13 protein-coding genes are annotated in these 13,693 nt (G+C 60.6%); 12 read left to right on the plus strand and 1 reads right to left on the minus strand.

Annotated features, from left to right (window positions below):
• Positions 1-30 precede the first annotated feature (30 nt).
• The 9 genes from IC235_RS10715 to IC235_RS10755 all read left to right on the plus strand — a co-directional run bounded on the left by IC235_RS10715 (position 31) and on the right by IC235_RS10755 (position 8,750).
• On the plus strand, positions 31-1,833 hold the full coding sequence (locus IC235_RS10715; RefSeq protein ID WP_191005175.1) for a TonB-dependent receptor: 1,803 nt from the start codon (positions 31-33) through the stop codon (positions 1,831-1,833).
• 121 nt (positions 1,834-1,954) lie between these two features.
• The gene (locus tag IC235_RS10720; protein ID WP_191005176.1) at positions 1,955-3,166 is read left to right on the plus strand and encodes an HU domain-containing protein; all 1,212 of its coding nucleotides are present in this window, start codon (positions 1,955-1,957) and stop codon (positions 3,164-3,166) included.
• 8 nt (positions 3,167-3,174) lie between these two features.
• Positions 3,175-3,870, plus strand: a complete 696-nt coding sequence (locus IC235_RS10725) for a MotA/TolQ/ExbB proton channel family protein (protein ID WP_191005177.1) — start codon at positions 3,175-3,177, stop codon at positions 3,868-3,870.
• A gap of 125 nt (positions 3,871-3,995) precedes the next feature.
• Complete coding sequence (locus IC235_RS10730) at positions 3,996-4,415, plus strand: ExbD/TolR family protein (RefSeq protein WP_191005178.1); 420 nt, start codon at positions 3,996-3,998, stop codon at positions 4,413-4,415.
• A gap of 142 nt (positions 4,416-4,557) precedes the next feature.
• Entirely contained in the window at positions 4,558-5,439 is an 882-nt protein-coding gene (locus IC235_RS10735; RefSeq protein WP_191005179.1) for a hypothetical protein, read from the plus strand.
• Positions 5,440-5,600: 161 nt separating this feature from the next.
• Positions 5,601-6,911 (plus strand): bifunctional folylpolyglutamate synthase/dihydrofolate synthase, encoded by a 1,311-nt coding sequence (locus IC235_RS10740; protein WP_317173553.1) that lies wholly within the window; start codon positions 5,601-5,603, stop codon positions 6,909-6,911.
• Between the two features lie 85 nt (positions 6,912-6,996).
• Positions 6,997-7,662 (plus strand): tRNA (guanosine(46)-N7)-methyltransferase TrmB, encoded by a 666-nt coding sequence (gene trmB, locus IC235_RS10745; protein ID WP_191005180.1) that lies wholly within the window; start codon positions 6,997-6,999, stop codon positions 7,660-7,662.
• A gap of 120 nt (positions 7,663-7,782) precedes the next feature.
• Positions 7,783-8,202, plus strand: a complete 420-nt coding sequence (locus IC235_RS10750; RefSeq protein WP_191005181.1) for an SRPBCC family protein — start codon at positions 7,783-7,785, stop codon at positions 8,200-8,202.
• A gap of 77 nt (positions 8,203-8,279) precedes the next feature.
• The gene (locus IC235_RS10755) at positions 8,280-8,750 is read left to right on the plus strand and encodes a MarR family winged helix-turn-helix transcriptional regulator (RefSeq protein ID WP_191005182.1); all 471 of its coding nucleotides are present in this window, start codon (positions 8,280-8,282) and stop codon (positions 8,748-8,750) included.
• Positions 8,751-8,810: 60 nt separating this feature from the next.
• Here the strand turns inward: IC235_RS10755 and IC235_RS10760 are convergent, their stop codons facing one another.
• Positions 8,811-9,626, minus strand: coding sequence for a universal stress protein (locus IC235_RS10760; protein WP_191005183.1), 816 nt, complete (start codon positions 9,624-9,626; stop codon positions 8,811-8,813).
• A 153-nt stretch (positions 9,627-9,779) separates the two neighbouring features.
• On the opposite strand from IC235_RS10760, the gene IC235_RS22945 reads away from it, so the two are divergent.
• The 3 genes from IC235_RS22945 to IC235_RS10775 all read left to right on the plus strand — a co-directional run bounded on the left by IC235_RS22945 (position 9,780) and on the right by IC235_RS10775 (position 13,579).
• Positions 9,780-10,424: a hypothetical protein gene (locus IC235_RS22945; protein ID WP_191005184.1), complete on the plus strand. Its 645-nt coding sequence runs from the start codon at positions 9,780-9,782 to the stop codon at positions 10,422-10,424.
• Between the two features lie 28 nt (positions 10,425-10,452).
• Positions 10,453-11,961 carry an amidohydrolase family protein gene (locus IC235_RS10770; RefSeq protein ID WP_191005185.1) on the plus strand — a complete coding sequence of 503 codons (1,509 nt, stop codon included), beginning with the start codon at positions 10,453-10,455 and terminating at the stop codon, positions 11,959-11,961.
• A 250-nt stretch (positions 11,962-12,211) separates the two neighbouring features.
• On the plus strand, positions 12,212-13,579 hold the full coding sequence (locus tag IC235_RS10775; protein WP_191005186.1) for a L,D-transpeptidase family protein: 1,368 nt from the start codon (positions 12,212-12,214) through the stop codon (positions 13,577-13,579).
• Positions 13,580-13,693 lie beyond the last annotated feature (114 nt).

Raw genomic sequence — 13,693 nt, forward strand, 5'->3', positions numbered from 1 at the left:
GCGCATTTTTTAACTGAAAACCATTTGCTGATGAAGCGTTTGTCGATAAGTAGTTCCCCGCTGGCGGCCCGCCATCGTTCGGGGGGAGTGGCCGGGGTGGTGCTGGCTGCCCTGCTGGTGGGGGCGGGCGCCCCCGCCACGGCCCAGCCCACCAAGCCCAAACCCAAAACCGGGCAGATTGAGGAAGCCGAGATTGAAGTTGTAAAGGAGCGGGTGAACCAGCTGCCCGAAGCCACCCGCAACTTCGATAAAATCAAGCTGCCCGCGGTGCCCAAACCCGAGCGGAAGGTGACCTATACCTTTCCCGATTTCCAGCTGCCGGCCGACCGGCTGGCTCCTTCGGTGAAGGTGCTGACCATCCGAGCCGAAGAGCCCGTGCCGCTGACCGGTAACTTCGTGAAGCTGGGCCTGGGCAACTACGGCACGTTCTACGGGCGCGGCTACTTGCACAGCACCCGCAATACCGACCACGCCTACGGCCTCGATATCAAGCACGTAAACTCCCTGAACGGGCCAATAGACGGCAAAAACTCCGGCGTTTCCCAAACCAGCGGCCACCTCATGGGCGAAATCTACCGGGGTACCGCGGCCTTCGGCGCCACCCTGGATTTCGGTCGGGAGCGGTATAACTTCTACGGCTACGAGAAAGCCGCCAACCAGTTGGCCCCAATTCCTACGCCCGAAGCCAAAGAAATCAAGCAGGTCTTCAACCGCTTCGGAGCGAAGGCGTACGCCCACAACCGGGCCCCGGACGAGGTGCTGACCTACGACGCGAGCATTGGCTATCAGTTTTGGACCGACAGCTTCGAGGCCACCGAGAACAACTTTATGGCTAATGCCAAGGTAGGCTACGCGCTGGGCGAGGCCAGCCGCGTGACCCTGGCGGCCGACGCTTCGTTTATCTCGGACAAGGACATCGCCCCAGGAACTCAGGCGAGACCGGCGGCCGCGCCCGACTTTACCCGTACCCGCAGCTTCATTCAGCTGACGCCCGGCTATGAATTCATTCATAAGCGCATCGCCTTCGTGCTGGGCGCTACCCTGGGCCACTCCTCCGATACCACCACCAACGTGAGCAAAACCGTGCTTTACCCGGCCGTGCGCCTGGGCTACACCGTGGAGCCGGAAAAATTCATGGTATACGCCGGGTTAGGGGGAGCTTTGCAGCGGGTGAGCCGCTACGACCTGAGCACCGAAAACCCCTGGTTGAACCGCGGCCTGAACGTGGCCGACACCCACCGGGGGCCCACCATATACGCCGGCTTCACGTCGACGCCGGCCCGGGGCCTGGAGTTCAACGTGCGGGCCTCTTATGCCCGCGACCGCAACTTGTACTTCTATCTGAACAACGCGCTCGACCCCACCAAGTTCGACCTCGTGTACGACCGCAACGCTACGGGCGTGTTGAACATCCACAGCGAGCTACTGTACAATGCGGCCGAGAAATTCCGCCTGGGTACGCGGCTGGACTACAACAACTACGCGCTCAAGAACCTGCCGGAGCCCTTCCACCGCCCCGACTTCCAGGGTTCGGTATTCGGCACGTACAACGTGTTCGATAAGCTGATGCTGGGGGTGGAAGGCTATTTCTACTCGGCCAGCTACGGCATCAGCTACCGGCCGGCCGCTAGCCCGGGGGCGACCAGGCAGCCCGACTTTTACCGGGCCACCGACCCGATTATTGACCTAAACCTGCGCGCGGATTACCGCATTACGCCAAAAATATCCATCTTTGTGATGGGTAATAACCTTGCCAACCGTCAGTATCAGCGCTTTTACGGATATCCCGTAAAGGGCATCAACGCGATAGGGGGAGCATCTTTTACGTTTTAGATTTCTAGTTTCCAAGGCCTTATTTTGGTGGTGGCAACCGCGCCGGGGTCTTAACTACCCCGATTCGGCCGCCCGGCTTACGCAAACCAGCAACCATCAATAATCAACCAGCAACCCTCCGATGCACCTCGCTGACCACATCCGCCCCCTGCTCCGTGAACACGACTGCGTCATTATTCCGGAATTTGGGGGCTTGGTGACCGAGATGTCGCCGGCCCGGGCCCAGCCCGGCCGGCAGGTGCTAAGTCCGCCGACCAAGCTGGTGGCGTTCAACCAGGCCCTCACCCGCAACGACGGCCTGCTGGTGGACGCCCTGACCCAACAACTGGGCCTTGCTCCCGCGCAAGCCCGCGAGGCCGTGCGGACGGCCGTGGCCAGCTTGCAGCAAGAGCTGGCGGAGACCAGCCGCACGGAGCTGCCCGGCATCGGCATTTTTCGGCGGGCCGAAGGCCGGGGCCTGGCGTTTGAGTACACCGGTACCGATAATTTGTTACCCTCCGCCTTTGGCTTGCCGGAATTAGCGGTTCGCCCCGTACGCGCCAGCGTCGCCCGTGGTTCCCAACCGCTATTGCGGAGCGCGGCTACGCGCCGCTCACGCTGGGCCCGCCTGGCGTCAGCGGGGGTTATCACGCTAGCTGCTAGTTTGTTACTGTTGGTTAATTACCAGTTCGCTTCAACTGCTGGCTACCTGCCCGCCGAGTGGCGGATGCAGCTGCCCTGGCTGGTGTGGGCCCAAAACCACTCTGCCCCGGCAACTTCCGCAACGGAGCCGCAGCAGGCTACCTTGGGGCAGCACGATTTTACCAGCGCTCCCCCGGCGGCCTCCGCCGAAGCGACCCCGCTGGCTGCCTCTGCGGCGGTGCCTGCCCCCGAAAACAGCACTCAGCCCGATGCAGTGCCGGCCGACGAAGCCGCGGGCAATCCGGAAACGACTCCCGTAGCGGCCGCACCCACCGAAAAGGCCCTCGTTGCCGCTCGCGCTGGTGCAAAAGCAAAAATCAGTAAACCAGCGCTTAGCGCATCAAAAGCGGCTGGTGAGCGTTGGGCGGCGCGGCCCGCGGCGAGCACTATCGCCGACGCCTCCACGACAATTAAAACCCGCACGGGGCGTTATTACGTCATTGCGGGCGCCTATAGCACCCTGTCGCGCGCCGAGCTGGGCCGTAAAGAATTAGTCCGCGCCGGACACGCCGCGCACATCATTCTGCCGCCCTACGGCAGCCGCTTCTTCCGCGTCACGGCGGCTGATTACCCCGACCTGGCCTCGGCCCAGCGGGAAGCCCAGCGCTTGCGCGTCAGTACGCATTCCGACTATAATACTTTGAAATTTTAACTGTTCGCATGTCCCTATTCTTCTTGCAAGTGGCAGCCCCCAAGGCCGATGCTGTAAATACCGCTGTCACGGCCGCTCCGGTAGTGCAAGCCGATGTTCCCGTTATTGATCTTATTATGCGGGGGGGCTGGATCATGCTGCCCCTCGTGGCCCTGTCCATTCTTTCCGTCTACATCATCATCGAGCGGTACTTCACCATCCGCCGGGCCGCCGGCGACCCCGACTCGTTCATGAACGGCATCCGGTCGCTGATGGTGAAGGGCGACCTGGCCGGGGCCAAGCTGCTCTGCGCTCAAACGGCCTCGCCGCTGGCCCGGATGGTCGAAAAAGGCCTGCGCCGCATCGGCCTGCCGCTGAAAGAAATCGAAACCAGCGTGGAAAACGTGGGCAAGATTGAAATTGCCCGCCTCGAAAAGAACATCAGCATTCTGGGCATCATTGCCGGCATTGCGCCCATGATCGGCTTCGTGGGCACCATCATTGGGGTAATCAAGATTTTCTACTCCATTGCCGCCACGAAAGAGTTCGGTATTCCTCAAGTTGCCGACGGCTTGTACGTGAAGCTGGTGACGTCGGCCACTGGTCTGGTGGTCGGCATTATTGCCCACGTCGGCTACCACTGGCTCAGCATCCTGGTTGAGCGCATGGTGTTCCGGATGGAAAATTCGGCCATCGAATTCATGGATATTTTGCAGGATAATTAATTGATGTGGATAATGTGGAGATGTGAAAATGTGGGTAATGTGAAAATGTGCTGATATAGGCACATAAGTAATCATTGGCTCATTTTCACATCTCCACATTACCCACATTTTCACATCAATAAGAAATGAATCTTTCGCGCCGTCATCGCCTCACGTCCCACGTCGAGACCGGGGCCATGAACGACATCATGTTCTTCCTGATGTTGTTCTTTCTTATTGCTTCTACGCTGGTTAATCCTAATGTCATCAAGCTGCTGCTGCCGAATGCCAAGTCGAGCAAGCAGGTGATGAAGCAGCCCATTACCATTTCGGTCGACGCGGCGGGCACGTATTTCGTGAATAAGAAGCCCGTTAATCCCGCGGCGGTAGAGCCGGAGCTGGTGGCCCTCATTGGCACCGCGCCCACCACGGAGCAGCCCACCGTGGTACTGCGCGTGGACAACTCCCTGAACGTCCAAAAGCTGGTGGATATTCTGGAGATTGGCAACCGCCTGAAGCTGAAAATGGTGATGGCCACCCAAGCCCAACAGGCCGCGGGTAAATAATGAGTTGATTCTGGCGGGGCTGCCGGATCGACCCGCCGCTGCGAAAACGGTTCTTTTTTGAAAACGGTTCTTTTTTGTAGGTAGCGTAACAATTCTTCCGGCGTCCAGCATCTTAGTATCTCAACCATTCAGCACCTCGAAAATGGCTATTGACTATCCGGAACCGCACCGCCGCGAAGCCTTGATCGGAACCCTCGTGGTTCATGGGCTGCTGCTGCTGCTGTTCATCTTTACCGTATTTAAGGGGCCCAACCCGCCACTGAGTGCGCTGGGGGGCGGCGACGGCGTAGAGCTAAACTACGGCCTCGACGAGGCCGGCTCGGGAGATGTGCAAAGCCGGGCCCCGGCCAACAATTCGCCGAACCGGGCCGACAGCCGCCCGCCGGTGGCCAGCCCCGACCCGCAGCCCCAGCCCGTGGCGGCCACGCCCGCGCCCACGCCCGCCGAGCAGGCGAAAGTCATCACGAGTGAGGCGGAAGAAAGCCCCGTTGCGGAAGAGCCCGTCAAAACGCCGGCGCCACCCAAAGAGGAAGTGAAACCGACCCCCCGGCCGGCCCGCAAAGTCGCGGTGGCCTTTTCGCCCAACGGCAGCGCCACCGGCGGTGGCAATGGCGCGAACGGCAGCAGCAACGAGCCCACCGGCAACAACAACGGCGACCGGCCCGGCACCGTGGGCGACCAGGGCAACCCGAACGGCTCGCTCGATGCCAAAGCCCTCTACGGTGCGCCGGGCAGTGGCGGCAGCGGCAGCAGCCCCGGTAGTGGGGGCCTGGAGATGAGCGGCTGGGCAATTACAAATGTCCCAGAAATTCCCAAGCTTGATGATAACCCGGGGGTAGCGCGATTCAAAATTATAATCGATGCGGAGGGGGAGGTTCAGGCAGTAACAAAAGTGTCGGGCAGCATCTCGCCGGAGCAGGCAAAGGCTGTCCGTGATGCCCTGCTGAATGCATCCTTCCGCAATGTTAACGGTAAGGCCGGTGGAGCAACGGGATTTTATAACTTCCGCTACACAGTGAGATAACTAGTGGTTGCCATTAAGCGTCTACCTTCTGTTGTGCAGCGGGTAGGTTAAAGCTGGCTAGGGCCTCCAGTGGATCATGCTAAGCTGGTCGAATTTATAGCCAGTTGGATAATAAAGCCTGTTATTAACTTGCCCGCTGCAACGTTACTTTACCTAGATTCGTGACTTACTCCGAAACCCTGGCTTACCTCTACGACCAACTGCCCATGTTCCAGCGAGTGGGGGCCGCGGGTTTCAAGAAAGGCCTGGGCAATACCGAAGCCCTCGTGGCGGCGCTGGGGCACCCCGAGCAGCAGTTCCGTAGCGTACACGTGGCGGGCACCAACGGGAAGGGTAGCAGTTCACATTTGTTAGCGGCGGTGCTGCAAGCGGCGGGCTACAAAGTGGGGCTCTACACCTCGCCGCATTTGCGGGAGTTTACCGAGCGCATTAAAATCAATGGTCAGGAATTGCCGCCCGACTACCTGGTGCAGTGGGTAGCCCGCTGGCGCCCGTTGTTTGAGGAAGTGCAGCCCTCGTTCTTTGAGATGTGCGTGGCCCTTGCCTTTGCCTATTTTGCTGAGCAGCGAGTAGACGTGGCCATTGTGGAAGTCGGCTTGGGCGGGCGCCTGGACTCCACGAACGTCATCACTCCGCTGGTGTCGCTCATCACCAACATCAGCTTCGACCACCAGGCGCTGCTGGGCGATACCCTGCCCGAAATCGCCAGCCAGAAAGCCGGCATCATCAAGCCGGGCGTGCCGGTGGTGGTCAGCCAAACCCAGCCCGAAGTAGCGCCCGTGTTTGCGCGCGAAGCCGCGGCCAAGCTAGCGCACCTGGTCATGGCCGACCACATTTATCAGGCCGCTTTTGCCGCCGAGCCCGCTCCGGCCACCGGCTTGCGGCCGTTGGTGCTCACCCAACACGGCCGGCCCTACCTGCCCAACGCCGAATTGGGCCTGGCCGGCGACTACCAGCGGTTTAACCTGCCCGGCGTGCTGGCTACCCTCGACGAGCTGCGGGCCCAGGGGTTCCGCGTCACCGAAGCAGCCGTGCGCACCGGCCTGCGCCAGGTGGTGCCCCTAACGGGCCTCCGCGGGCGTTGGAGCATCATCGGCCAAAGCCCGCTGGTGGTGTGCGACACCGGCCACAACGTCGCGGGCCTGCGCTCGGTGGTGGCCCAGCTGCAGCGGTTGCCCAACCAGCAGCTGCACGCCGTGATTGGCGTCGTGAACGACAAAGACGTGACCAGCCTGCTGACCCTACTGCCCCCCACGGGCACTTATTACTTTTGTGCGGCCAACATACCGCGGGCCCTGGCCGCCGAAGAGCTGGCCCGGCAAGCCGCGGCAGCGGGTTTATCGGGCCGGGCGTACGACTCCGTGGCGGCGGCCGTAGCGGCGGCCCGCACCGCGGCGGCCCCCGAAGATGTGGTGTTCATCGGTGGCAGTACCTTCGTAGTAGCCGAAGTAAACGAGCTGTATACTAACTAAGAGGGAAGAATACGAGAGAAAGAATAGCCATTGGAGTTATTTTCTCCTTCTCACGCTTCCTTCCTCATTTCTGATCCCTTCTGCTTTGCCCCGCGTCAAACTGCACCGTTTTACGGATAACGCCACCCGGCCCGACATCATTGAACCCGGCAAGCCCGAATACGAGCAGCTCGGGGGCCGCTGGCGCACGAGCTTCTTTGCGGCCCCGCACCCGCTGACGCTGGAAGTAGGCTGCGGCAAAGGGGAGTACACCGTGGGCCTGGCCCAGCGGCATCCCAACCGGAACTTTCTGGGCCTCGACATCAAAGGCGAGCGCATCTGGCGGGGCAGTACCCGGGCCACCGAGCTGGGCTTGACCAACGTGGGGTTCGTCCGGACGCGGGCCGAGGCCCTGGCCGCGCAATTTGGCCCCGGCGAGCTGGATGAAATCTGGATTACCTTCCCCGATCCGCGCCCGCGCGACCGCGACATCAAGCGCCGGCTGACGTCGCCCCGCTTCCTGGCGCTGTACGAACAATTGTTAACTCCCGGCGGCCTGCTGCACCTGAAAACCGACAATGCCGGTTTGTTTGACTACACCCTGGAAACGCTAACCGCGCGGCCTGGCACTGCAATAGAGCGGTTTACGCGCGACTTGTATTCGGAAAGCAGTCCGGAATTTGCTGAAGCGCAGGCTATTCAAACCAACTTCGAAGGAAAGTATCGGGCGGTGGGGGTCCCCATTAAGTATGTGCAGTTTCGCCTGACGTGAGGCGGAGCACTTCCTGACAGCCAAGTCCATAAGTTTAGCTAGGTGCCTAAGTTTGTTTATTGTAAGTGCGATTATTATATTTGTACTGACAATTCAACAAGCTCTTAAAGCGATAAGCGTATGTGGACAAAGTCTCATTCGATAGTAACCAAGGACGTTACCAAGGAACAAATGTGGGCCCTGTTTGCTGATGTAAACAATTGGCATACCTGGGACAAAGGAATTGAGTTTGCCAAGTTAGAAGGCAGGTTTGATAGTGGGAACAGGATTACACTAAGACCTAATGGCGGACCTACCTTAAAGGTCGATTTGATCGAGCTTATTGAAAACAAAAGATTTCTCGTGCTTACTCATTTCCCGTTTGCAAAAATGTACGTTGAACATCGCTTCGAGGAAGTTTTAGAAGGATTAAAAATAACTAACAGTGTTTCAGTTAAAGGATTATTAGGCTTTATTTGGGTAAAGTTGGTAGCAGCGAAAATCGCTGAGGCCTTGCCACAGGATACCGAGCAACAAATAAAAGGAGCTTCTAGGTTATGAAGCAGTTATTCCGAAGCATATTAGGAGCTAAAGAAGAGGCCTCCGACCTTATCATTCCCTAAGTTAAGTGAGCTGCGATGAAATCACCAGATAATATTTTTAAGATAGAAAGACCAGAGGAAAGCTCCGGCTTTTTACTATGGCAAGTAACCAATCTCTGGCAGCGAGAAATTAAGAAAGCATTAGAAGCATACGGGTTAACTCATGCACAATTCGTTCTGATGGCAAGCATTCATTGGCTGGCTGTCCAGGAACAAGCTGTAACACAGATAGTCCTGTCGAATCATACTAAAATCGACCCGATGACAACCTCAACTGTTTTGAGAACTCTACAACAAAAAGGGTTTGTTCAGCGACAAGAGCACTTGACGGATACCAGAGCAAAAACGGTTGAGCTTACGGGAGAAGGAAAAGAAATAATCAAAAAAGCAGTGATTACAGTTGAAAAATTCGATCTGGAGTTTTTCTCCCTACCTGATGACAAGATGGCTGAGCTCAATAAGAGTTTATTAACCTTGCTTGACAGAAACAGAAAAAATGCGAGCTGAGCTAAGCACCGTTCGGTTACAGGGGCTACGAAATCATGGAAAGCATACAACAACTATTCTCTAACTGGCCGGCAGCACGAGCACCGGCAGCTTGCTGGCTAGCAGGACCTGCGAGGTGACACTGCGATGGAACAGGTTGCTCATAAAGCTGCGCCGCCGGGCAATGAGTATTACTAGGTCGTAGGCTTCCGGCTGGGCAGCTCGTAGGATGGCCGCCGCGATGTGCCCGCTCACCACAGTGTGGCTCTGTACTGGCGGCAGGCCGAGCGTTAAGCCCGTGCGCTGCACGGAATCGAGCACAAGGGGCAGCTCGGCGGGCCCAGCGTCGGGCACCACGTGGAAGATGGTGACTTCCGCTCCCAGGACGGTCAGGATGTGATGCGCCGCGCATTGGTGGTCGCCCAAGGAGAACGGCGCGCCATCCACAGCCAGCAGCACGCGCTTCGGCAGGACCGTGCTGACCACGGAATGCGGCACTACGAGCATGGGGTAGGGAGCATGGCGCAGCAGGTCGAGGGAAGTGGTCTGCACCAGTTCATCGGGCGTATCTGAATAGTCAGAGCGGCCCAGCACCACCAGCAGCGGATGATGCTCACGCACGGCTTCGGAAACGGCAGAAGCTACCCCCCCGTGGCCTACTTTGGCCTCCACGGGCACCTTGGTTTGGCGGGCCACGCTGTTAAAAGCCAGGGTGGCGGCGGCCTGGTTTTCTTTCGAGAGCACGCCGGTGAACATTTCCGGATCCAGGATGGAGCCGCGACGCACGTACAGCAGCACCAAGCGGGCCTTTAAGGGCTCGGCAAGGCACGTGGTGTAGTCCAGCGCCTTGTTGGCGGCCGGAAAGAAATTCGTGAGAATGAGCAGGGAAGGTTCCATGAGTCAGCGGCAATTTTAACGGTTCGTTCTGCCGCAAAGGACTGGCAGCGAGCCTGCCCGCGACCTGTCGAAAATTAGTTAATCACCTGATTATAGTCATGCTTTCCGGGGGCGAAGAGGGGGAACCTTGCAGCACTAATTACTACTCCCGCCATGAACGTCAACCGGCAACACCTGAAAAAGCTGCTGGCGGCCGGCCACATCCCCCCGGTGCCAGTATTCGTGGGCAGTCTCATGGCCCTGCGGGTGGCTGGCCTCTACCCGCGCCACCCCACGGTACACCAGCTGGGCCACGGCAACGTGCTCGATTTCAGCGAGCCGCCCTTGGTCACGGAAGTGGAGCAGTCGAAGGCACTGAATGACCGGATGGGGCGCTGCATCATTATCTCGACCAACGGCATGTACACGGGCAGGCGCATTGTGCTCCATCTGCCCTACCGCTTGTCCCGCCCCCTGGATACGCTGCTCATCGGCTACCAGGCGGAAGGCACCCGCGGCCGGCGCCTGCTGGTGGGCGAAAAGCCATCAAAATGTTCGGCGAAATGGGACCCGTGCGTTGCCACGTCGAGCAGCTCGACGGATTCTCAGCTCACGCCGACCGCGCGGAATTGCTGCAGTGGCTCGACCAGTTTGAGCCCGCGCCCGGGCGAACGTTCGTGGTGCACGGCGAACCGCCGGCCACTGACGACCTGGCCGCCACCCTGCGCCTGCGTCACTGGTCCCACGTGGAAGTGCCCGAATACCTGTAGGTCGTCTGCCTGTTCGAAGGCGGTGATTTACCCTGCACTGATTTGCTGATAAGTTTCTCATTTTACTGCATTTGACCATGAAACCACTTATGATTCTGGGACTGCTGCTGAGGCTGAGTTTCTCCGGACACCTGGCCATCGGGCAGCGTCCGGCCGCTGCAATTCCGCCAGTAGTAATGCCACCGCGCGTTGATGAGCTGGTGATTACCAACGTGAACGTGGTCAATGTAGACCACGGCGAAATCGAGCCCCACCAAAACGTGGTGATGCGCGACGGGGTCATCCTCTCGGTGGGTAAATGGATTCCCGCGGGCCGGGGCGTACCCACGGTGGATGGCACCGGCAAGTACCTGGTGCCGGGCCTCTGGGACGGGCACACCCATGCCCTGACCTCGGTGGAGGACGAGCGGGTGGCCTTGCCGCTGTACGTGGCCCAGGGCATCACCAGCATCCGCGACGTGACCACGGCCCGGCCCCTCAACGACCTGCTACGCACCTACCAGTCGCTGGAAACTGGCGGGCGGGTGGGGCCCCGCATCGAGCTGGCTGGCCCCGTGCTCGACGGCTCGGGCGACTGGCGCAGCGGTTTGGGCCTGAACGCCTCCCGCACCGAAGGCTGGGCCCGGGCCGAAGCCCTGATTCGGGCAGGCTGGTGCAATCTACAGCCCGGGCCGTACCTGTCGCACGATGCCTTCCGGGGCATTGCCTCGGCAGCCCGGGAAGGGCGTGTGCACTTAATTGGGCCGGTGCCCGAAGCCGTGCCGGTGCTGGATGCCGTCTCGGCCGGCCAGTGCGGTATCGAGCAGACCGATAAGCTGCTGCTGGGCTGCTCCAGCCGCGAGGCCGAGCTGGTGGCAGCGCGTGCCCTGGCTTTAGGGGGTGCCCGGCCGCTCACTACCCTGCAAAATCGCATCAAGGCCCAGCAGCACGACATTCTCGCCAGCTTCAGTGCCAGCCGCTGCACCGAACTAGCCCAAGCTTTGGTGGACTACTGCATCTCCGTGACGCCGGGGCTAGTGGCCCGCGACTTTAGCCTCCGGCGCGATGTCGACCCGGAAGACCCGCGTCTGCGTTCGGTGCCGGCCGCCGTGCGCCAGCGGTGGGCCCAGGCCCGCCGCGACCGGCCGCGCCTGTCGGCTAGCAAGTTGGCTACCATCCGGTTGGCCGACTCGCTGCAACGCCGCATGGTAGCCACTTTTGCGAAGTTGGGAGTGCGCCTGGTGGCCGGCTCCGATGCCGGTTCTGATACGCCTAACCTGTTCCACGGTGGCAGCCTGCACGAGGAACTGGAGCGTCTGCAGGCTATTGGCCTCACGCCGGCCGAGGCCTTGCGCGCCGGCACCGTGAACCCAGCCATGGCCACCGGCCATGGTTTTGACCTGGGCCGCATCTATGCCGGTTACCAGGCCGACGTGGTGCTGCTCAATGCCAACCCACTCGATGACATCCGCAACCTGCGTCTGATTCAAGCCGTGGTGCTGCGCGGCCGCTTGTTCGACCTACCCGCCCTGGCTGGCCTGGCCACGGAAGCCGAGCAGGCTGCCCAGTTGCAGAGCGCGGCGCAGGCCACGGCTATTGTGCGATAACTGCTTGTCTGTCCATCCCGCACTCGCCGCGGCCTGGCGGCCCAGCTACCACCCGGTGAAGCATGGGTTTAGTTCAAGGTAGTTGCGGAAAATTGGATTAGTCGGCTTGCTTCCTTGAATCACATTTCGGTTTATTAATTTTCCTGTTATGCTGGCGGCCATTCGTTTCTGGTTCCTTTCCATAGGCTTGACCCTGCTGCAATGCAGTACTACCCCGCAGGGCTTGCCAACAGCCGCTGTGCCGGTGAAAATGCCCTTTTCTGCTGTTGAGCCCGTGTCGGTGGCCCCGCTGATTTGCACCCTACTCGATACCATTGCCGCGGCCAGCCCGGCTCTGCAAGCCGGCCCGGAGGTGCGGGCCTTCTATGCTCCGGCCTGTGCGCCCGCCTGGACCACGCCTGCCGACACCCTCAACCCTGATGCCCTCGCCGCCCTGCGCCTGCTGGGGCGCGCTGCTGAGTTCGGTCTGCCCGCCGATTACCTCCCGGCACCGCTGCTGGCGCTGCGCGACTCGCTCCGTCTGCCGGCTGCTCCCCGACAGCGCGCCTGGCAGCTGGCCCGGCTGGAAATAGGCCTCAGTGATGCTGTGCTGCGCTTTATGCGCGACCTGCACCGGGGCCGCCTGCGGCCTTACACCATGCCGGCCCGCAGCAAAGGAGGAAAGGAACAGTGGCAGTCGGTGGCCGTGCTGCAGGCGGCGCTGGGCCAGGGCCGGGTAACGGCCGCCATGCTGTCGGGCCAGCCAGTCAACCGCGAGTACCAGCAGCTGCAGCAGGCCCTGGCCCAGTGGCTAGCGCAGCCCGCGCCGCCGGATTCGGCCGCCGCCCGCCGGGCGCAGTATGAAAAAGCGGCCCTCAACCTGGAACGCTGGCGCTGGGAAGCCTGGGGCCCGGTGCCCGAATACGTCTACATCAACCTGCCGGCCTACGAGCTCCAGGTAGTGGCCAACGATGCCGTGGTACGCCACCACCGTGTCATTGTCGGCAAGCCCGAAACGCCCACGCCCACGCTCAGCAGCACGATTCGCTACTTTACGCTGGCCCCCGACTGGCACGTGCCACACTCCATTGCCACCAAAGAAATGCTGCCCCGGCTCAAGGAAAACCCCGGCTACCTGGGTTTGAACAACTTGTCGCTCTACGACGAGCGGGGCCGCTGGCTCGACCCGTACTCCATCAATTGGGTGGCCGTGACGGCCGCGCATTTCCCGTACACCATCCGGCAGTCGGCAGGCTGCGAGAACGCCCTGGGCAACGTGGTTTTCCGCTTTGCCAATCCCTACTCAGTTTATTTGCACGACACGCCCATGCGCCAGTATTTCGACCGGCCCACCCGCGCCTTCAGCCACGGCTGCATCCGCCTGGCGGAGCCCCTGGCGCTGGCAGCTTACCTACTGCACCGCGAGGGGCGCTCCGTGCAACTGCCCAACGAGGCGGCCTGTGCCCGCCAGCCCCAGCCTCACGACGTGCGCTTACGCCGCCCACTGCCGCTGTTTGTGCGCTACGCCACCTGCGTGGGCGAAGCGGGCCACCTCCGGTTTTTCCCCGACGTGTACGGCCGTGACGAGGCGGTGCGACGGAACTTGTTCGAAGCAGGCGCAGCAGTGAGAGTAAAGTGAAAGTGGGCGTAGCAAAACATGACGAAAATCATGGGGCAAGGCTAAACTGCGTCAGCGTGCCGAGGGCGCCAAATAGCGAATGTTGGGCAATCTCATTTCCCACCGTGCCCGGCC

The organism is Hymenobacter montanus, assembly GCF_014699115.1.
GTDB classification, from domain to species: domain Bacteria; phylum Bacteroidota; class Bacteroidia; order Cytophagales; family Hymenobacteraceae; genus Hymenobacter; species Hymenobacter montanus.

Bases quoted from the DNA above. Each gene is read 5' to 3' on its own strand.
- IC235_RS10715 (WP_191005175.1), top strand. From the start codon at position 31: ATGAAGCGTTTGTCGATAAGTAGTTCCCCGCTGGCGGCCCGCCATCGT.
- IC235_RS10775 (WP_191005186.1), top strand. From the start codon at position 12,212: ATGCCCTTTTCTGCTGTTGAGCCCGTGTCGGTGGCCCCGCTGATTTGC.
- IC235_RS22945 (WP_191005184.1), top strand. From the start codon at position 9,780: ATGAACGTCAACCGGCAACACCTGAAAAAGCTGCTGGCGGCCGGCCAC.
- IC235_RS10735 (WP_191005179.1), top strand. From the start codon at position 4,558: ATGGCTATTGACTATCCGGAACCGCACCGCCGCGAAGCCTTGATCGGA.
- IC235_RS10770 (WP_191005185.1), top strand. From the start codon at position 10,453: ATGAAACCACTTATGATTCTGGGACTGCTGCTGAGGCTGAGTTTCTCC.
- IC235_RS10750 (WP_191005181.1), top strand. From the start codon at position 7,783: ATGTGGACAAAGTCTCATTCGATAGTAACCAAGGACGTTACCAAGGAA.
- IC235_RS10760 (WP_191005183.1), bottom strand. From the start codon at position 9,626: ATGGAACCTTCCCTGCTCATTCTCACGAATTTCTTTCCGGCCGCCAAC.
- IC235_RS10725 (WP_191005177.1), top strand. From the start codon at position 3,175: ATGTCCCTATTCTTCTTGCAAGTGGCAGCCCCCAAGGCCGATGCTGTA.
- IC235_RS10730 (WP_191005178.1), top strand. From the start codon at position 3,996: ATGAATCTTTCGCGCCGTCATCGCCTCACGTCCCACGTCGAGACCGGG.
- IC235_RS10755 (WP_191005182.1), top strand. From the start codon at position 8,280: ATGAAATCACCAGATAATATTTTTAAGATAGAAAGACCAGAGGAAAGC.
- IC235_RS10720 (WP_191005176.1), top strand. From the start codon at position 1,955: ATGCACCTCGCTGACCACATCCGCCCCCTGCTCCGTGAACACGACTGC.